This is a genomic window from Pseudoalteromonas sp. Xi13, from assembly GCF_003952205.1.
GTDB classification, from domain to species: Bacteria; Pseudomonadota; Gammaproteobacteria; order Enterobacterales; family Alteromonadaceae; genus Pseudoalteromonas; species Pseudoalteromonas atlantica.
This window is the reverse complement of the sequence record NZ_CP034439.1, coordinates 584,418-604,024: the sequence shown is the minus strand read 5'-3', so window position 1 is coordinate 604,024 and position 19,607 is coordinate 584,418. Positions and strand designations below refer to the sequence as shown.

Genomic DNA, 19,607 nt, shown 5'->3' with positions numbered 1-19,607 from the left:
AAGGATATGCCATGAGCTTAAAGCGCATCAGCCAATTTTTTAATCCGGCCTCGGTAGCCGTTATTGGCGCCTCGAATACCCCCACACGCGCGGGGTTTGTGGTTATGCGCAATTTATTACAAGGTGGGTTTAAAGGGCCAATCATGCCCGTAACCCCTACCCATAGTGCGGTACACGGCGTGCTTGCCTACCCTGATATTGCCGCGCTGCCCAAAGTGCCCGACTTAGCCGTTATTTGTACAAATAAAAATACCTTACTGAGCATTATCGAGCAGCTAGGTGAACTTGGCTGTAAAAGTGCAATTGTGATTGCTGATGGGCTCTCATTGAGCCAAAAAACAGCCTTAAAGCGCGCTGCAAATGCACATCACGTTACTTTGCTTGGGCCTAATTGTTTAGGGCTGCTTATTCCGCATATTGGCCTTAATGCCAGCTTTTCTCACACAGTTGCAGCACCAGGGAAACTGGCATTTATATCGCAATCCGCAGCGGTGTGTTCCACTATTTTAGATTGGGCTAAAAATAAAGAGATTGGCTTTTCGTATTTTGTTTCGGTCGGTGATTGCCTAGATATCGATTTTGACGAGCTGCTCGATTTTTTAGGCCGCGATGCTAAAACCAAAGCGATTTTGCTCTACATAGATAATATTGAGGATATTCGAGGGTTTATATCGGCAGCACGGGCAGCAGCCTTTAGTAAACCGGTTATTGCCATTAAAACGGGCAAAACCGGAGCAGGCGCACTGGCTGCTGAAATTCATACCGGTGGCAAGCAAAGTTCAGATGCAGTGTACGATGCGCTTTTTCAACGCGCCGGTATGCTGCGTGTTAGTGATTTGCGCGAACTTTTTGCAGCCACGCAAACACTTGCCATCCACCCTAAATTACTAAAAGTCGAGCAATTAACCATTTTAACCAACGGCGGCGGCCCGGGGGTTATGGCGGTCGATGAGCTTATTTTAAATTCGGGCAAACTTACCCAGCTTAGTGAGCAAACGCGCTCCGCACTCAATAAAGTTATTCCGCAGTCGGATACTACATCTAACCCTGTCGATATTTTTGGCGACTCTGCTCCGGCGCGTTACAAGCAAGCATTAGAAATTTTACTTCGCGCCGAAGAAGTTAAAAACTTACTTATTATTCATACCCCTTCGGCACTGGCACCAAGTGAAGACTATGCCGATATGATAGTGCAAACCTTACAAAAAATACCAAAGATGGCACGCCCTTATGTAATGACCAACTTTATGGGTGAAGATGCGGCTTATGCCGCGAGGCGTGTATGCTCTAACCACACTATTCCAACCTATCGTACGCCTGAGGGTGCGGTTGGCGCATTTATGCATTTAGTTAGCTACCGTCGTAACCAAAAACATTTAACGCAAACACCCGAATCAAATACCGATGATGCAAAAATAAATAAATCAGCGGCCACTACGCTCATTAACGAATTTTTAGAAGAAGAGCAAAGCTACTTACCCACTCATCAAGCAAGCCAAATTCTTAGTCATTATGGTGTTGAGTGTATTCAAACAGAAGTAGCCTACACGCCCACAGAGGCGCGTGAGCAAGCAATTGAACTAGGTTTTCCGGTAGCGTTAAAGTTGATTAGCCCAAGTATTGCCTCAAAATCAGAAGTAGGGGGCGTGGTTCTTAACTTAAACGATGCAAACGAGGTTGAACAAACCGCCTTTGCCATGCTGATACGAATTAAAAACACCTATCCAGATGCTGTTATTGAAGGGTTTTCATTGCAAAAAATGGCGCCGCGCGCCGGCGCTAATGAACTGCGAATTGCCATTAAAACTGAGCCTAATTTTGGCCCTGTTATATTACTTGGTGAAGCGGGTAATGGGTTAGAGTATGCCCAAGCAGCCGTTGCTTTGCCGCCGCTTAATATGAACTTAGCTAAATACCTCATTGCAGCAGCAAACGATAAAGGCGTATTAAAAGATCGCATTTTGCCAGAAAAAGTTGATAAATATCGGTTGTGCGCCCTGCTCACACGTATATCTCAACTTGTTGTCGATCAGCCCGATATAAGTGCCATGGAACTTAATCCTATTTTAGCCAGCAATGGGCAATTTTTAGTACTTGATGCCACTATTAGTGTTAATCGCTATCAGGCACAAAGCGATCGTAAACGTTTGTGTATTCGCCCTTACCCTATTGATCTTGTAGAAGAAGTAACCCTTAAAAATAATACGCGAGCTACATTAAGGCCTATTCGTCCAGAGGATGAAAAAGCCCATCAAGAGTTTGATCAATCACTCAATAAAGAAGATCGTTACAAACGCTTTTTTGGTGAGCTGCCCCAGTTTAACCACGACCAGCTCGCAAAAATGACGCAAATAGATTACGACCGAGAAATGGCCTTTATTGTATGCCAGCGCTTTGAAGGTAAAAGCCGCACACTAGGTGTAGCACGCGTTATTATGGACCCTGATAATTTACATGCTGAGTTTGCAACTGTGGTTCGCTCTGACTACCAAGGCTTAGGTCTTGGCAGGCTGCTTATGAGCGCTGCAATAAATCATTGTAAGCGCCAAGGCGTAGAAGTAATTGAAGGCATAACACTGCCTGAGAACACCGGCATGATTGAGCTTGCCCGTAAGTTAGGTTTTACAATTAGCCGTGATTTTGAAGAAGGCAGTATTAATATGCTGTTAAAGCTAAACACATGAGCAGCACAGCAAGACAAACGTTAGCGCAGGTATTTGAAGGGACTGGCGATTACCGCAAAGCGGGCCATATACTCGACACCGCGCTGATTGCTTTAATTATGCTTAACGTTATTGCTATTGTGTTGGAATCAGTACCGAGTATAAACAAAGTATATTACCCGCAGTTTTTACTTTTAGAGGTTATTTCGGTGGCTATTTTTAGCCTTGAATACCTTGCAAGGCTTTGGGCCTGTGTCGATAAGAGCAAATACGCAGCTATAAAAGGTTCAAACGCAAAACGCCGGCTGCATTACTTTTTATCACCTTTGGCTCTCATCGATTTAATAGCCATTTTACCCAGCTTGCTAATGTTTGTGTTTCCTCTGGATTTGCGTTTTTTACGTGTATTAAGGCTTTTAAGAGTATTTAAACTTACTCGTTATTCACGTGCAATGCAGTTGTTATTACAAGCATTTAAAGACGAAGCGAGCTCATTACTGGCCGCGTTTTTTATTATGTCGGTACTGCTAATACTTGCCTCCTGCGGTATTTATTTATTAGAGCACGATATTCAGCCAGATAAATTTGGCTCTATTCCTGCGGCTATGTGGTGGGCTATGGCGACCCTCACTACGGTTGGGTATGGTGATGTTGTACCGCTAACGCCACTTGGTAAACTATTTGGTGGCGTAGTTACTTTGGTGAGCATGGGAATGGTGGCAATTCCTACAGGCTTGCTTGCCTCAAGTTTTTCGGAGCAAATACGTAAACGCCGGCAATTTTTTGAAGATGCCGTACATGAGCAAATTCACCAAGGCAGTTTAGATGACTCACAGCGTTTGCACTTAGAGGAGCTGCGCTACAAACTAGGTTTAAGTAAGCTTGAGGCCAATAAAGCAATTAAAACGCAGCTTAATCAACGCAACAGTCATTTATTTTGCCGCCACTGTGGTAAACGCCAATAAGCTTATTTTTACTGGTTAAATATGTTGCCCCAATCTTGTTTGATCAGTGCGGGAACAGCTTCTTTAGGTACTGGCTTACTAAATAAATAGCCCTGAAAATGCTTACACCCTAACTGCTTTAAAAACTGCAGCTGTTGTTTGTTTTCAATGCCCTCAGCCACACACTCTTTACCTAAGCTATGAGCTAAGGTAAGCGTTGATTGAATAATGGCTTCATCATCCGAGTCCACGCCAATATCTTGCACAAAGCTTCTATCTATTTTTAGTACATCGATAGGGAAACGCTTTAAATACGTTAATGAGGCATAGCCTGTTCCAAAGTCATCCATGTAGAGTTTACAGCCAAGCTTTTTCAGCATTTCCATACTGTGCAGCGCATGTTTAGAGTCGCGCATTAAAATAGACTCGGTGATTTCAAACACTATGGCTTCTGAGGGTACATTAGCGTGGCTCAACGCTTTATGTATGTCGGTTACAAGCTCTTCGTATTCAAAATCAAGTGCAGAGAGGTTTATCGACAAGTACAGCTGAGGTGAAATCTCACGCCATTGTTTAAGCGCTTGCAACGCACGGGCAAAGGTTTGCAGCATAATTTTTGTAATTAACCCTATGCTCTCAGCCGCTAAAGAAAACTCTTGCGTGGGCACTAAAGTGTTTTCTGGCCAGCGTAACAACACTTCAAAACCTTCGGTTTTTTGAGTGTGCGCATTCACTATAGGCTGGTAGTAATTGCAAAACTCTTGCTCCTGATACGCTTTAGTTAGCAAAGACTCTAAATGCAGGGCTTTTTGTACATGCTGGTTCATCTCCTGCTTGTAAAACTTATAACTGCTTTCGAGCGACTCTTTTGCATGGTACAAAGCTATACTGGCAGCTTTTAACAGCGCAGCATGATCTGCGGCGTCATCAGGCGCTATTGCTACCCCGATACTTAAATTAACATTTACCACCTGGCCATTAAATTCCATATTTTGGCTTACAGAGTCTATTAATTTAGAGCAAATAAGTAATACTTCTTCAATTTGCTGCACATCTTCCACCAGCACCACAAATTCATCGCCACCAAAGCGAGCAACACTTGCAGAAGGACGCAAGGAGCGCTTAATACGCTTAGCCACTTGCTTTATTAGCTCATCAGCCGCTTCACGTCCAAATGAGTCGTTAAAGTATTTAAACCGCTTAATGTTTATGTGCAGCATAGCTACTTTACATTGATGATTTAGCGCTTGCTCAATCGCATGCTCAACCCTGTCGTTAAACAGCATACGGTTAGGCAAACCGGTTAATGAGTCATAATTGGCTAAAATATGAAGCTCATTTTCAGCCAATTTTTGCGCATGAATATCGGTTAAAATAATAACGTAGCTGCTTAAACGGTGTTCAGTGTCGGCCACTGCACTTATTTTTACTAACACATGGCGCTGCTCACCACTGGCAAGGGTGACTAAGTCTTCACAGGAAAAATGCTCACCCACATTTAGCTTTTGCATTATCCGTAAGTAGTCAAAGCGATTACTTCGTGATATGCCTAAATTAAGGGCGCGGCTAGAGCGTGGCTCACTAGGAAAGTTAAAGGCCGTTTGCAACGATTTGTTAGAGGCGCGAACCGTAAAGTTTTTATCAAGAATAAATACCCAATCACGGGTTTGCTCAAACGCAGCGGTAAATAAACGGGCATGCTCTTCAAACACCATTTCGCGGGTCATATTGGTGTAAGTACCCGCAACTTTTTTAGGAAGTTGTCCGCTCCATTCCACCACTTTGCCAAAGTCTTTATACCAACGCCAATAGCCTTTAGCGTGGCGTAAACGATAAGTGCAATTAAAGTAGCCTTTATCGGTTGATAAAAATTCTAACCATTCTAATCTGAAAAGCGCTTTATCTTGCGGGTGAATTTTAGCTAGGTAATCATCCAGGCTCACGCTTTCTTGATCATATCCAAGTTCATTACATAAGCGCGGCTGGTAAATACTACTCGATGTAGACTGCCAATCCCACATGCCCGACTCACTACCCTCTAAGGCTAGTTTTAATCGCGCTTCACTTTCTTTACTTTCTTTATTAGCGGCCAGTAATATGCGCTGAATTTTGTTGCGGCGCATTACCCAAAAAGCAATAAATGCGATAAACAAAACGCCATAAAGCACCATAAAATATGGCGCTCGCCACAGAGGATACTTAACACGAATTTTTAGCACTGCAGGCGGCGTGTACTCGCCGGTTAACGGATCTTTAGCCCATACTTTGAGCTGGTAATTACCTGGATTTAATTTAGGGAATAACACCCGATTATTATTACGGGTGTAGGTTTTTTGGCCGTTATCGAGCTGGTACTCATAAATTATGCGCTCTTGATAGCTAAAGGCCATCGCCGAAAACGCCACCTCTAAACCGATATCATCATGGTTGAGGACTATTTCATTTAATGGCTGTTTTAAATCGATAGATAAGTCGCGCGACATTAAATCAACTCGCGTTATATTTACATGATCAATTAATGAGTGGTAATTTTGATTTTCCATCGGATGAAAATATGTAATGCCCTTTAAGCTGCCATAGGCAATGCGCCCATCGCTTAAATGCGCCATGGCACTGCTGTTAAACTCAGCAGAAAGCAGCCCCTCAGATGTAGTAAACTGCTGAAAATGAAGTGTTTCTGGGTTTAGTCGCCATATGCCTTTATGGCTACTCATCCAAATCATGCCATTATCATCAAGCACCATGTCATAAAGTAAGGTACCTAACTTATTTTTTTCTAAGTCAATCGTGTGTACCAATTTGTAACTGGCTGCATCAAGCCCAATCAGGCCAAAATTAGATAGTGAAATCCATAAAATATTGTTGTTATCGACCACGTAAGAAAGCACATTAATAGCCACGTTATCGTGCTGTTTTGGCACTTTATAAATGGTGTTTAATGCTAATGTGGTTGGGTTTACCTGATATAAAATACCCGCATTAAAAAACAGGGGCATATCAGGCTTGGTTGCCAGCGCTGGCGAAAAACCATGCGCCAAAAACGGCTCTATGTTGCTAAAGGCCCCTTCTAACCGGGTGATCTGCTGAGTATCAATATTATATACAAACATACCGTGATCTGAGTGCACATAGTACAAATCACCGTTAGGCATTAAGGTTACGCCGTGTACCCAGCCTTCTATGTAGGCTCTATTGTTGGGGTTTGTTATTGTTGGCTCGTTAATTTGATGCGTTATGGGGTCAAACTCAAACAGCCCACGGTTTGTATGTAACCAAAGCTTTTGCTTATAAGGAATAATTTCATACACGCTAAATTCGGTAGTCAGTAAGTCTACTTTGTGGTTTTTTAAGTAAACTTGGCTGGTGTTAGTGGCTAAATCAATTTCGGTTAAGCCATTATGCGTTGCCAGCCATAGGCTGTTGCCATACTCCGTAATGCCCCAAACCGAAGGATGAGAAAGGCCATCGCCACCCAGTTTACTACCATCTATATTGCTAAAGTGGTAGGTATTATTAGACAGATAAAATGCACCATCGGTTTTAGTAGCGAGCCAATACCCTCCTGATTTATCTTTTACCATGTCTATCATACTGGTATCAGATAGGCTGTATTTACTTTGCGTAATACGTGTGTTTTTTACCAACTCTTTGCTATTTAAATCAAATTTAAAGAGCCCTTTATTAGTCGCCAGATCTAGCTTTTCGCCTTCGTTGATGATGCGCCATACATTTAAATCGGCAATAACGGCTTGGTTTTTAAATGCTATGTCGGGGCGTTCAAACATGCCTGGCAAGTCGCTAATATCAACTTGATACAAGCCTTTAACGGTGCCTACTAACAACTGATTATTTTCAATAACCGAAAACGACTTAACGTTGTTTTGATAAATATGCTCGGCTTTGCTTTTTAAATGCTGCAGCGGCCTAATTTGCTCAGAGGCGATATCAAATACAAACGCCCCATGGCTTGTGCCTATAAAAATATACCCATTGTAATGAAAAAGCTCTCTGACTAAGGTGTTTTCGTATTCTTTAGGCAGCTCAAATAGGCTGGTTATTTTACCTGTTTCAATATCTAATTTAGCAAAGTCGCGACCACGCCCAATCCATAAGGTTTTGTCATCAACCGCTGCCATACTAAATACCGACTGGCTTAAAATTTGTTTTTCGCTGGTAGGTTGAGAAATAAATTGCTGGTAGGTGTCGGTACTTGGGTCGTATTTAAATAAGCCGGCAAGTAACGAGGCTATCCAAATATTGCCTGCGGGGTCTTGGTAAATACAATCAATTATGGCTTCTTCAAGCTCGCCATTAGGGCCATTAATTGAAACAACTTGGTAACCATCATAACGGTTTAACCCCCCTTCGGTAGAGAGCCATAGGTAACCGTTATCATCAAGCAGCATAGTGTTCACATAGCTTTGCGACAGGCCTTCACTGGGGGATAAACGTTTAACCTGTGCGCCAACATGGCAACTAAATATAGCGATTAAAGCTATACAGCAACTAATGATCCAATGAACGCCTTTACTCATGGCTTGATCCGTTGTTTTTGTTATAGGTATTCGAGTGCGACTATATTTCGATGCGTATAAATATCAAAAAGTGCTTTTAAACCAGGAGTATATGTTAATACTTGGTTAAAACCAAGACTCGTATATAAAGCTGTAATATTTTTATAAGCAAAGGTATAAAGCGGCATACTTTGCTGTTTTATAGCGGCGCATACAAGTTGCTTTGCCAGCCCTTTTGCACGGTGCTGCGGGGCAACAAATACGGTCGATAAAAATAAAAAGTCGTGTTTATTTTGTATCCGACACGCCGCAACTATCTGCATTTCACTGTAAACAACCCAAACCTGATCTTGCTTATTAGCACGTCCTCTTACGCTATACAGTGCATAAAACTTATTAACTAATGGAATCTTAAGTGTGTCTAACTTTTGTACTGTGTACATATATTAGCTTAGCATTAACGCCAAATACTGCTCAAACTGTTGCTTTAAAAACGTTTGCTCTGCCACTGGGCGGCTATGAATCGTGTTATAAACTTGCTCACGTGTTTTTTTATTACGTTTAATTTGATAAGCCCAAAATGAGGCTTCGTAATCTAATTGAATCTGATATTTTTGCTCTCGGGGTAAAGCACATAAATTAAAACTCACAACCACTCCTAAGTACGGTTAGTTATCCGCATTTATTATACGTATATTTGAACCCATTTACTGTTTAAAAAGCAACAAACATGGGCAAAAACCAAACTATTTTGGTATTATTCGCTGCGTTCATTTGCCCTCTCCTTATTTTAAACGGAAGTAACCTTGCAGATACAGCTCAATGCTTTGTTTTTATTAGTCGTTTTATTTTTTAGTAAAATTACACTCGCCAATCACAATAGCGTTATATTTAACCGCCCGGCCGACTCAGCTCAAGCAAGCTATGCGCTCGCTTTACTCACATTAGCCTATAAAGAACTTAATTATGAAGTACACATAATTGATTTCAATCGCCAAAATGCCTTATTAGCAGCCAATAATGGGGTGTTAGATGGCCAACTTGGCCGCGATATAAGTATAGAGGCGGACAATAAAAACCTGATCAGAATTAACTACCCACTGTTTGACTATAAGCTTTTACTGTTTAAAAACTGCCAACCCAATACACTCGATAAGCTCGATAGTATTGCGGTTTTATCAGGCTATCCAGTTCAGCACCATTACTTAAATGAGCATAAGTTTAACGGCAATATTATTGAAGTAAAAAATATTACGACCCAACTTAACCTACTAGCCCAGCATAAAGTTGATGGGGCAATTATGCTCGACTTTGTGCTTAAAGCCGATAACTTTTCCCTGCCAGAGACGTGTATGCAAACCCAGCTGCTAAGTACGTTTTCGCTCTATCATTATGTACATAAAAAGCACGCGGCTTTGGTAAGTAAATTATTGAATGCTTTAAATAAGCTACACGATAACGGCACTAGCCGCGCGTTGCGCGCAAAATACAATTTAAAACTCTAGCATGTACAGCAAGGTTTAAAATTCAAAGCCTTGTTGCTTATCTAAAGTGGCTTGTGATTGCGCAGCTTGGCGCTTTTGTAAATACCGTTTGTAACGTTGCTGGCACAAGCTAAGTACTTTCTTTTTTTGCGCATTGCTTAACGCATTCCAATTAAAGCGCTCATCCCGGCTTCGGTAGCAGCCTTTGCAATAACCTCGGTTGTTTACTTGGCAAATACTTTTACAGGGGCTTGGAATATCAAATATTTCAATTTGTTGCATCGCGCCCCCTAAGTAGATTAATTGCTTTGTATGAGTATAGCGTTATTTATGCACAAAAAAAAAGCAGCGTTTACGCTGCTTTATTACGCTATTTGCCAACGCAGATGCCTAATGGCTTTGCTCACATACTTTGTTTGTGATTTCAGTTTTGCGTTGAAATGGCTTTGCATACATAGCTAAAACAAGTGGCTTTAGCTCTTCTGGCACTAAGGCTAAACGCTGTTCAAAAGTGGCGGTATCTGGCTCATCAATAACTGCTTGCTTGCACCCACCGGCAATGTAATTTCCTGGGTGTAAGTAAAAAGACTCAACAATGTGCTTATCGATTGTTTGCGCCAGCTCATCAGCATCATCGCAACCGCTTTCAACCGGTTGCCCAAATGCTAAGTGCACATGCCCTTTAGCAGAGCTAAACCCTTCAACAATACTTGCTATGTCTTCGCCCGCTGATTTTACGTATTCACCGTGCTGCTGTTTATGATAAAGCTCTTTTGCTTTAGAAATTGCACAAGGCTCATACTGATAAGAAATAGACACAGGAACAATTTTTAACTCTTTAATATACTCGCCAAATTCTTTCTTTTGTTTACGACCATTAAGTTGCAGCATTTTTAAAAGCGCCGGATCTGTTTGATCAAAGCCGTCTTTTGCACGCCCTTCTTTTTGCGCAATCCAAATAGAATTTCCTGCTGTTAACGAGTCATAAATATACGATGACAACTGCGTAAGCGCCTTAAGCATCTCTTTAGGTGCTTTGGCTGAGCGCTTAACGATAAAGCTTTTATTTAAACGCATCAGCTCGGTTATATACGGTATTTGCAATAAGTTATCACCTATTGCTATACGCACCGTCTTCATTTTATGTTGATACAAACCCCAATTAACAAGTGCAGGGTCCAGCACTATGTCGCGGTGGTTTGATATAAATAAATACGCCTGCTGCGGGTCTAATTTGTCTAATCCAGAAAAGGTGACTTTTGAGGTAGTGCGTTTTATAAGTTTATCTAAATACTTTGCAACTTCGTTTTGTACATCTTCAACGCTCGTAAATTTACCCCATTTTTTTCGTAACTGGCTTCTCACCAGTGTGCGAGCAATAAAAGGCATAGCGGATATAAAGCGCGGTAAGTTGTACTTTGCTATTACATCTATAAACGCATTATCGTTAATTAAACGCGCTAGCGAGGCCGCAACTTCATCGTCGTTGTAAGGTCTTATGTCTGCGTACTTATCTTCTAATTCACTCATTACTGCATCTACAATGTTAAAAAAACGGCACGTAAAACGTACCGTTTATATATAATTTTGATTATAACTCAGCCACTCTTAAATAAGAAATAGCCATTTGGTTATGCTTATTTGCGAGCCATTTCAGTCTATGACCACACAAAAAGGGGTTGGTGCATTGTTTTTTAGTTTTATCAACGTTAATAAGGCTTGTTGACCTTTCACAGGAAAGTGAGTTCAACCTCAAAAAATAAACAGGCCCCAGCGATATAGCCCGCTAAAATATCATGTTATTTATATTTGAGTGGGCAGACCAGCCAATTTAAACTTTTATAAGCAACCTGACTTTTTGTACTAAGCATTTGGTAGTAATAGCATTAACAAAGGTGTGTATTCGTAGTACCTTAAACGCTCTTGCCATTTTACAGTACGCATTTAGATAGGACACACAATGAAAATCACCATTCTCGATAACGCTACTTTAGCTAAAACCTCGTTAACTTGCATTGAAGAACTAGGTGAGCTAACTACTTACGAACTTACGTCACCTGAGCAAGTTGTTGCTCACAGCCAAGGCGCGGACGTCCTTATTACCAACAAGGTTGTGCTAAATCGCGATACGATAAGCCAACTTAAAACGCTTAAGCTTATTTGCGTAAGTGCAACAGGCACTAATAATGTTGATTTAAACGCCGCTGAAGAATTTGGTATTGCCGTTACCAACGTAGCAGGCTACTCAACCCCTTCGGTTGTACAGCACACGTTTTCGTTAGTGACTAATTTATTAGGTAATACACACCGCTACCAGCGCGACTGCCAGCAAGGCGCTTGGCAAAAAAGCGAGATGTTTTGCAGATTAGATTACAGCTTTAATGATTTACAAGGTAAAACATTTGCCATTATAGGCGGCGGAACGCTAGGTAAAGGTGTGGCGACAGTAGCGCAAGCTTTTGGAGCCAATGTAGTGGTTGCAGAGCGTAAAGGCGCCTCTTGTAGAGAAGGCCGTACACCTTTTGAAGAAGTATTAGAAACCGCTGATATAATTAGCGTGCACTGCCCGCTTACTGATGAAACACGCGATTTAATTTCGTTAGATGAGCTAAAAATGATGAAACCCAGCAGTATTATTATCAATACCGCCCGTGGTGGCATTATAAATGAAGCCGACTTAGCCACAGCCCTAGAGCAAAATTTAATTGCCGGTGCGGGAGTTGATGTACTTACTAAAGAGCCAGCAGAGCCTTCTAACCCGCTAGCTAATTACACAGGCGAAAACTTGCTTCTTACACCTCACATTGCATGGGCCAGCACAGAGTCAATCGTACGCTTAATTAATGAGGTAAGCCTAAATATTGCAGCCTTTACTAACGGCGAGTCTCGTAACCGCTTGGTATAATAACAATTTGCAATAATAATTAGCCGCATTGAGGCTAGGTTTTACCTGCCTCAAAGTGCCTTATTCTATTTAGTAAATAGCTGTAACGTGTTTTCGCTAGGCTAAATAAACGCAGGCTAGCTCAATCGTTAAAAAACCTAAAAAGTGGCTGTTTTTGCTAATGATTTTTATAATTAATCACTTAAAAACAGCCACCATAATTTAACCCTATGAATTTTATAACTTTGTTATATTGGCCTATTACTTGCTCCTGATAAGTAAATAATTAAATTAAAACTCATCAAGGACTATAACAATGAAAAAATCACTTTTAGCTGCTGCACTTATTGCTCCGTTTTTAACAGGCTGTGTTATTGCCGTATCAGATGGCGAAGCAGAAACGCACTGGGCAGGTAACGACTCATCAAGCTGGCAACATCAGCATAAAAAAAACCGCGAAGCGATTGCGGATTTAACAATGGATAGCAGCTATCAATCTGTTTTAGCGCAATTAAAAACGCCAAACTTTACCGAGCTATTGAAAAAAGACGATGATGTGTATCAGGTACTGTTTTACGTGACTAACAGCATTCACTCTGATGGCAAAACAACAAAAGATGAATGCACGCCATTGGTATTTAAAAATGATAAATTGGTAGGTATTGGTGAAAGCGCGTTGGGCATGATCACAAAATAACAACGCGTTAGTAGCGTAAAGTCGCCCCGCTAAGTAATAAGATTAACGTGTGGGGCCGATTTAAATAACGTTTTAATATAAACACAACCACATTATAAGTTAAGCGCAACCACCTGATCGCGCCCTGCATCTTTTGCGGCATATAGCCCTAGGTCAGCTTGTTCAAGTAAGGCTTGTTCGGCACTTGCATTGCCGTTTTCCATACTAGCAATGCCAATACTGATTGTTATGTGATCTGCATTTAACGAAGCTTTGTGCTCTATATTGAGGCTGTTTACCGCTTTTCTTAACTTTTGGGCAAATGCTAATGCCTGTTGTTTATTAACATCGGGTAATACCGCAGCAAACTCTTCCCCCCCGTAGCGGGCAATAAAGTCAGTACTTCGCTCGCATTGCGCTGCTAACGCCTGGGCAACCTGCTTTAAACACTCATCTCCCGCTCGGTGGCCATAGCAATCGTTGTAACGCTTAAAGTGATCTATATCCATTAATAAAACAGACAAGCACGAGCCATTGCGTTTACTTCTGCGCCATTCACGAGACAGGTTTTCATCTAAATAACGCCTGTTGGGTATTTCCGTTAAACCGTCTATTGAGGCAAGCATTTCTAGCAAATCATTTTTTTGCTTGATCAGTAATTGGTTGCGTACCCGCACTTTGACTATAGACGCATTAAAGGGTTTAGTGATGTAATCCATTGCACCTAATTCAAGGCCTTTTGCTTCATCGGTGTGGCTATTATTAGCCGATATAAACACAATAGGAATAGACTGAGTAATAGGGTTTTCTTTAAGCTGTACAAGCACTTCATAACCATCAATGCCTGGCATCACCACATCTAAAATAATTAAATCGACCTGATTAGATTTAATAAAGGTGAGCGCTTTTTCGCCGCTTTCGACTAAAAATACGTCATGCTCCGTGCCCAGTGTTTTTTCAAGCACCAGCCGGTTAAGGGGATCATCATCCACAATCAGTATTTTAGCTTTTTTCGACATCCCGTCCCCCTAAGGTTTCAATAAATATAATCACTTGCTTTAGCTGAATGATTAGCTCTTTTAAAGTGTGCTGAAGCGGCTCGTTAGTGGTTTTAAGGTGCGTTTCACATTGTTTTGCACACAATGAAAGCCTAATAAAACCTAAGTTACCCGCCACGCCTTTAATGCTATGCACTAAGCGTACCACTTCATCTCGCTGGGTGTTTTCTTCAATTTGTTCTAACTGCGTTTCACACAACTTCGCAAACTTTCCGACCATGGTTGCCAATAAATTTTCATCAAAATTAAACTGGGTGAGCGCAAAGCTTTGGTCATAAAACTTAGGTTTTATAAAGTCTACGTCTCTAATTGCATCTAACAGCACAGCTGCAACCACAGGTTTAGTCAAATGCTTATTCATGCCGCTACTAAGTGAGCGCTCAACATCTGCAGGTTCACAATGTGCTGTTAAAGCAAAAATAGGCAGCTGGCGCGCGTCAAACTGTTGGCGAATCAATTGCGTTGCTTGGCAACCATCGATATGCGGCATTTGCACGTCCATCAAAATTAAATCTGGTTTTAATATTTGTAGCAGCTCTATTGCATCTGGCGCATTGGTAACCGTTATTACATTTATATGGGCCTGTTTTAGCACACTGCTAATAATGTCTAAATTAAGCGGGTTATCATCAACCGCCATAATAAGTAGACCCGATATATCTTTTTTTACTTCTTCATTATTTTCAGCGGCTTTAGGTGGCTCCGCCCCCGCATTAGCATTTAAGCTAATCAAGCGCTGAGCTAACGCCGTAGCTTTAACATGTTGTGCGTTAATTTGCGTAGTACAAGGCAATGCTAAAGTGTGTTCGTGATTCACCACAACCACAGGGTATGAGTTGCCACTGAGCGTTTCGTGTATAGATTCAACCTTTAATAAATCGTTCAATGTGGTTTCATCAATAATCAGTTGCTGTGCATCAGCAAGCTTTATTGGGTAGCGAAGCGCCTCTTCTAAATCAATAGCTACCACTTGTGAGTAGGCATTAACCACTTCGTTTAGCTGTACAGTGTCATCGCTGACAATGGCTAATGTATTAGGTATAAATACACTATTTTTAGCCGTATCTATCGCAAGCGCTAGAGTAAAGAAAAACTCACATCCACGGCCTTTGTCACTATTAATTGCAATTTCGCCGCCCATTAAGGCTACACCATGTTTAACTATAGCAAGTCCAAGCCCGACCCCTTGGTGAATACGCGTAGAAGATTCATCGCCTTGAGTAAAAGCATCAAACAGTCGTCGTTGGTCAGCTTTAGCAATACCTACACCACTGTCTATTACGTGAAAACAAATACGTTGCTGATCTAAAACGTCATTTTCTTCAAGCACCATTTTTAAAGTAATACTGCCTTTATTAGTAAACTTAACGGCATTGGTAAGTAAGTTACCTAATATTTGTTGCAAACGTATTGAATCTCCCACCAGCGCGGGGTTAATGAGTGGATCTATTTCAATATTAAAGCTTAACCCTTTGTTTTGGCACAATGGCGCTGTTAAGCTCTCGCAAATATCAATCAGTTCAACTAAGCAAAAAGGCACCGGTTTAATTTGCGCTTGCGCACTTTCTACTCGGGCAAAATCGAGCATTCTGTTTAGCATCAGCAATAAGCTTTGAGCTGCGTTTTTAGCCTGCTTAGTTTGTTGCAGCTGCTTATTTTTTAAGCCTTGCTCTACTATCATATCTAACAGCCCTAACACAGCGTTAAGAGGGGTGCGGATCTCATGGCTTAGATTAGCAATAAAGCGGCTTTTAGCTATTGTTGCGCGTTCTGCGTCATGCTTAGCTTTAGTCAGCGCACTTACATCTTGAATATGAATAACATAATAAGAGGGATCACGGTTTTCATCCCACACCAGCGACACACTCAGCTGCAGCCAACTTGTTAGTTTTCCTTGTGAGAGCGTTAGGTGATAAACCCGTTTTTTATCATCTAATAAGTGGCAAAGCGCATTTTTTATTTCTTGCCACTGCGCCTCATCAAACAGCATTTTTAGTGGCTCACCAGTTAAAATATCTTGCTGTGAAAATAACTTGCGAGCCGCTTTGTTAACTTGCAATATGGTGTGCTCAAGCGAAAGTAACACCACACTGTTTGCTGCAAACTCTATTGCACTTCTAAATTTAGATTCTGACGCTTTTAACGCCGATAGAGTTTGCTGCTGCTCAGTAATGTCTCGCCCAATTCCCATAGTGCCTAATAAGTGCTGGTGCTCGTTATAAAATGGGGCAATCGTTAATTGATACGATTTGTCTGTGCTATCTATACGTTGCTCAATGCTACTTTTGGTTTGTAAAACTTGCTTTTCTAGTAGGCTTAACTGCAAATCGTCGCTGTCTAAATCTTCAATACGCTTACCGACTAGGATGGCTTGCTCTTTGCCTACATAGGCTTCAAATGCTTTATTACAACCTAAAAAAGAGCCATCAATATTTTTAAAGTAAATAAGATCAGGCACACTATTTAGCATGGTATTTAATAGCGCTAGGTGTCGCTCTTTTGCTTCGTAGCTGCGTTTTAGCTTTTGAGATTGCAGCTGTAACTGCTCATCGAGTTCTTTATTAGCCTCTTGGAGCGACTCAACTAACTGTGCATTTTTATCAAATACATATTTAACGCGAGAAAACCAAGGCTGCCAATTTAAAGGGATGGGGTAATTAGAAAGCGCAGCTTTAGGGGCATCATTTTGTTCAAAATATTGCATTAAATGAGTCATAGGTCTAACAAAAATACGTTGGCTTAACCAAAAAAATACCGCAAACATTGAGCTTAAAAATAACGTTAGAAACGCAAACTCCAAAAGAACTTCATACCTAATTGGCGTGATCACTTTTATTTGCGGCTCATAAAAGGCGGCATGAATGGGCAGGTTCCCCATTGCTTGCATAAAAAACTGCGCATTTGTGTTATTAACTAAGTTTATTTTTTCATTGTCATGGGCTAATTCAGGCCAATAATCTTTTAAGGCTGTTGCTTCATTTAACCGCTTAACAGAGCTGGCTATCACTTGATGCGACTGGTTCATAAACACATATTCGCCTTCGCTTGGTGCCACCTTTTTAAGCCAGCTAGACATGGCCTCTAAATCGTATATTAAAATGATGTAGTCTGACGAATTAGGTTGTTTTTTACGGCCAATAGCAAAATAAGCGCTATCGCGTATTTTAACAATGGCGCTTGAGGTAAGCTGGCCAGGTATAAATGTGGGCTTAAAATTACCATTTAAAATTTTATTAAGCATAGTGCTTTGGCTTTTATTACGCCTTACCACATAGGCAAACCCCAAATCATCAACATAGGCAACAGCCGACAACGATTGCATAAGCGATAACGCGGTATTAAACGTTGGACTTAGGGTTGTAGCTTGCTGCCATTGGATCAACGCACGGTTAGAAAAAGCAAACTGCCCTTTACCGACTATTTCGCCTTGGCGCTCGCTAAAGTGGCGGTAGTAGTAATTGTCGTATTGATTAATACCTTCTAGTAAGTTGCGATTGAACTGCTCAACACTAGGCTGCTGATACGATATAAAGGCATTGTCAAAAAAGTCGTTTACCGAGCTCATTATATGGCTAACTTGAGCCGACACTTGTTCAAAATCGGCTTGACGTTTTTCTATGGCGCGCTCAACTTTTATATTATACAAGTGCAAACACAGTAAAAATGCCACAAATAAGGGAACAAATAATGCTACAAATAAAGAGCGGTAATAGTCTTTTAGAGGTAAAAATTTCAACGTTTTGCCTAAGTTTTGGCCCGATAGTCAGCCACTAGACTATCGAGCCAAATTGTTCTGCGCAAGTTATAAATTTTCTTCTGCAAAGGAGGCTAAACGGCTGCGCACTACCCCGTTTAAATTAACTGTTGCACTGCCTTCAAAGTCTTTAAAACGCTCAACAATATAAGTAAGACCGGAAGTAACGGGGGTTAAGTAGTTACTATCTATTTGCGCTAAATTACCGCTACAAATTAGTTTTGTTCCCTCGCCACAACGGGTAATAATAGTTTTAAGCTGAGATGCCGTTAAGTTTTGGCTCTCATCCAAAATTACCACTGCATTTTGAATACTACGCCCACGCATAAAGTTCACCGACTTAAACTGTACATTGGCTTTTTCCATTATGTAATTGCGACTCGAAATTGGGTTCTCGTCTCCTTTGTGTAGTACCTCTAAGGTGTCGGTAATTGCAGCTAGCCACGGCGCCATTTTTTCTTCTTCGGTACCGGGTAAAAAACCGATAGACTCGGCTATTTCGGGAGTATTACGCGTTACAATGACCTTGTCGTAAATACCGCGCTCAATCACCATTTCAAGCGCGCTGGCCAGTGCCAGTAATGTTTTACCGCACCCAGCTGGGCCGGTTAAAATAACCAGCTCAATACTAGGGTCAAGCAAAGCGTCGAGAGCCATACCTTGGTAAATATTTTTAGGTTTTACGCCCCACGCTTGCTGGTGCATTAAACGCTCAACACTAATATCTTTTAATTTAATACGCTCGTTATCGTAAGATTTGACCCGCGCAGCAAAGTGCTCGCTGCCATCAAGTATGTACTCATTGCAAAACACATCTGGAATTAAGTTTTTAGCCACATAATGAAACGTATCACGGCCGTGCTGCTGTGTTTCGCATTGCCCTACGTGCTGCCAAAAATCGCCCTCTATTTTTTTATAGCCGCTAGTTAATAAAGCAATATCATCGATTAATTGGTCGGTACGGTAATCTTCAACATATTTAAGGCCTGCACCTTTTGCTTTAAGGCGCATGTTTATATCTTTTGTCACTAATACAATTTTTGAATCGCTGTGCTGTTTTTGTAAATACACGGCGCAGTTAATAATGCGGTGGTCGTTTTCATCCCCCGGTAAACCAGAAATAGAATCTGCAAAAAGATGGTCATTAACAATAATGAGCGTACCGGTTGAATTGGCATTTGCCTTTTTATTGCTAGGCAATGCAACACCCTGCAACATTTGCTCTGGAGTTGCGTCTTTTAGTACCTCATCTAAGCCGCGAATAGCCACTCGTGCATCACGGCTTACGTCGTGTTTTCTATCTTTAATGTGGTCAAGCTCTTCTAAAACAGTCATGGGAATGACAACGTTATGTTCTTGGAAAGACAAATAAGCGAGGGGTTCGTGGAGTAATACATTGGTGTCTAGCACATACATTTTACTTTCAAGGTTCGAAGCTTTTTCCATAGCACTTTCCTTACGTTTTATGATTTTTATGCTATACCAAAATAACTAAGTAAAACGGGCCTAAATTCAAACCTGCAATACTTAATTGCTAAGGCATAATCTAAGTTTAGTCTATTTGTCATAAAAGTCCGTTTTATTACAAACACGATATAGTTTTTATTTACCTAAAAAAGAGCCATTTGTT

General features: G+C 41.1%; 13 protein-coding genes. 5 read left to right on the top strand and 8 right to left on the bottom strand.

Annotated elements, in window-relative coordinates; genetic code table 11:
- The first annotated feature begins 11 nt into the window (after positions 1-11).
- Together EJ103_RS02645 and EJ103_RS02640 are read left to right on the top strand one after the other, a co-directional pair.
- Positions 12-2,684, top strand: a complete 2,673-nt coding sequence (locus EJ103_RS02645) for a bifunctional acetate--CoA ligase family protein/GNAT family N-acetyltransferase (RefSeq protein WP_126005906.1) — start codon at positions 12-14, stop codon at positions 2,682-2,684.
- Complete coding sequence (locus tag EJ103_RS02640) at positions 2,681-3,628, top strand: ion transporter (protein WP_004586829.1); 948 nt, start codon at positions 2,681-2,683, stop codon at positions 3,626-3,628. The genes EJ103_RS02645 and EJ103_RS02640 overlap by 4 nt, the downstream gene beginning before the upstream one ends.
- 8 nt (positions 3,629-3,636) lie before the next feature.
- Here EJ103_RS02640 and EJ103_RS02635 read toward each other — a convergent pair whose 3' ends face one another.
- Genes EJ103_RS02635 through EJ103_RS02625 form a run of 3 tightly spaced genes read right to left on the bottom strand, consistent with a single transcriptional unit; the run spans position 3,637 to position 8,771 of the window.
- Complete coding sequence (locus EJ103_RS02635) at positions 3,637-8,142, bottom strand: EAL domain-containing protein (RefSeq protein WP_126005904.1); 4,506 nt, start codon at positions 8,140-8,142, stop codon at positions 3,637-3,639.
- 20 nt (positions 8,143-8,162) lie between these two features.
- Entirely contained in the window at positions 8,163-8,564 is a 402-nt protein-coding gene (locus tag EJ103_RS02630; protein WP_004586827.1) for a GNAT family N-acetyltransferase, read from the bottom strand.
- Positions 8,565-8,567: 3 nt separating this feature from the next.
- Positions 8,568-8,771, bottom strand: coding sequence for a DUF3283 family protein (locus EJ103_RS02625; RefSeq protein ID WP_004586826.1), 204 nt, complete (start codon positions 8,769-8,771; stop codon positions 8,568-8,570).
- A gap of 156 nt (positions 8,772-8,927) precedes the next feature.
- Here EJ103_RS02625 and EJ103_RS02620 point away from each other — a divergent pair, with 156 nt between their 5' ends.
- Positions 8,928-9,626 (top strand): transporter substrate-binding domain-containing protein, encoded by a 699-nt coding sequence (locus tag EJ103_RS02620; RefSeq protein WP_024031530.1) that lies wholly within the window; start codon positions 8,928-8,930, stop codon positions 9,624-9,626.
- A gap of 15 nt (positions 9,627-9,641) precedes the next feature.
- Here EJ103_RS02620 and EJ103_RS02615 read toward each other — a convergent pair whose 3' ends face one another.
- The gene (locus EJ103_RS02615; protein ID WP_004586824.1) at positions 9,642-9,887 is read right to left on the bottom strand and encodes a DUF1289 domain-containing protein; all 246 of its coding nucleotides are present in this window, start codon (positions 9,885-9,887) and stop codon (positions 9,642-9,644) included.
- Between the two features lie 108 nt (positions 9,888-9,995).
- Complete coding sequence (locus EJ103_RS02610; protein ID WP_029774392.1) at positions 9,996-11,135, bottom strand: 1-acyl-sn-glycerol-3-phosphate acyltransferase; 1,140 nt, start codon at positions 11,133-11,135, stop codon at positions 9,996-9,998.
- 430 nt (positions 11,136-11,565) lie between these two features.
- On the opposite strand from EJ103_RS02610, the gene EJ103_RS02605 reads away from it, so the two are divergent.
- Together EJ103_RS02605 and EJ103_RS02600 are read left to right on the top strand one after the other, a co-directional pair.
- Positions 11,566-12,510: a D-2-hydroxyacid dehydrogenase gene (locus tag EJ103_RS02605; protein ID WP_024031528.1), complete on the top strand. Its 945-nt coding sequence runs from the start codon at positions 11,566-11,568 to the stop codon at positions 12,508-12,510.
- A 295-nt stretch (positions 12,511-12,805) separates the two neighbouring features.
- Positions 12,806-13,186: a DUF3192 domain-containing protein gene (locus EJ103_RS02600; protein ID WP_004585870.1), complete on the top strand. Its 381-nt coding sequence runs from the start codon at positions 12,806-12,808 to the stop codon at positions 13,184-13,186.
- A gap of 92 nt (positions 13,187-13,278) precedes the next feature.
- Here the strand turns inward: EJ103_RS02600 and EJ103_RS02595 are convergent, their stop codons facing one another.
- The 3 genes from EJ103_RS02595 to EJ103_RS02585 all read right to left on the bottom strand — a co-directional run bounded on the left by EJ103_RS02595 (position 13,279) and on the right by EJ103_RS02585 (position 19,423).
- Positions 13,279-14,184, bottom strand: a complete 906-nt coding sequence (locus tag EJ103_RS02595) for a diguanylate cyclase (protein WP_024031527.1) — start codon at positions 14,182-14,184, stop codon at positions 13,279-13,281.
- The gene (locus EJ103_RS02590) at positions 14,168-17,959 is read right to left on the bottom strand and encodes an ATP-binding protein (RefSeq protein WP_126005902.1); all 3,792 of its coding nucleotides are present in this window, start codon (positions 17,957-17,959) and stop codon (positions 14,168-14,170) included. Before EJ103_RS02590 ends, EJ103_RS02595 begins: the two co-directional genes overlap by 17 nt.
- Positions 17,960-18,025: 66 nt before the next feature.
- Positions 18,026-19,423: a PhoH family protein gene (locus EJ103_RS02585; RefSeq protein ID WP_004585867.1), complete on the bottom strand. Its 1,398-nt coding sequence runs from the start codon at positions 19,421-19,423 to the stop codon at positions 18,026-18,028.
- Between the last annotated feature and the right edge of the window lie 184 nt (positions 19,424-19,607).

What these genes read in the sequence shown, in the direction of transcription:
- EJ103_RS02645 (WP_126005906.1), top strand. Translation starts at nt 12, where the DNA reads ATGAGCTTAAAGCGCATCAGCCAATTTTTTAATCCGGCCTCGGTAGCC.
- EJ103_RS02640 (WP_004586829.1), top strand. Translation starts at nt 2,681, where the DNA reads ATGAGCAGCACAGCAAGACAAACGTTAGCGCAGGTATTTGAAGGGACT.
- EJ103_RS02635 (WP_126005904.1), bottom strand. Translation starts at nt 8,142, where the DNA reads ATGAGTAAAGGCGTTCATTGGATCATTAGTTGCTGTATAGCTTTAATC.
- EJ103_RS02630 (WP_004586827.1), bottom strand. Translation starts at nt 8,564, where the DNA reads ATGTACACAGTACAAAAGTTAGACACACTTAAGATTCCATTAGTTAAT.
- EJ103_RS02615 (WP_004586824.1), bottom strand. Translation starts at nt 9,887, where the DNA reads ATGCAACAAATTGAAATATTTGATATTCCAAGCCCCTGTAAAAGTATT.
- EJ103_RS02610 (WP_029774392.1), bottom strand. Translation starts at nt 11,135, where the DNA reads ATGAGTGAATTAGAAGATAAGTACGCAGACATAAGACCTTACAACGAC.
- EJ103_RS02605 (WP_024031528.1), top strand. Translation starts at nt 11,566, where the DNA reads ATGAAAATCACCATTCTCGATAACGCTACTTTAGCTAAAACCTCGTTA.
- EJ103_RS02600 (WP_004585870.1), top strand. Translation starts at nt 12,806, where the DNA reads ATGAAAAAATCACTTTTAGCTGCTGCACTTATTGCTCCGTTTTTAACA.
- EJ103_RS02595 (WP_024031527.1), bottom strand. Translation starts at nt 14,184, where the DNA reads ATGTCGAAAAAAGCTAAAATACTGATTGTGGATGATGATCCCCTTAAC.
- EJ103_RS02585 (WP_004585867.1), bottom strand. Translation starts at nt 19,423, where the DNA reads ATGGAAAAAGCTTCGAACCTTGAAAGTAAAATGTATGTGCTAGACACC.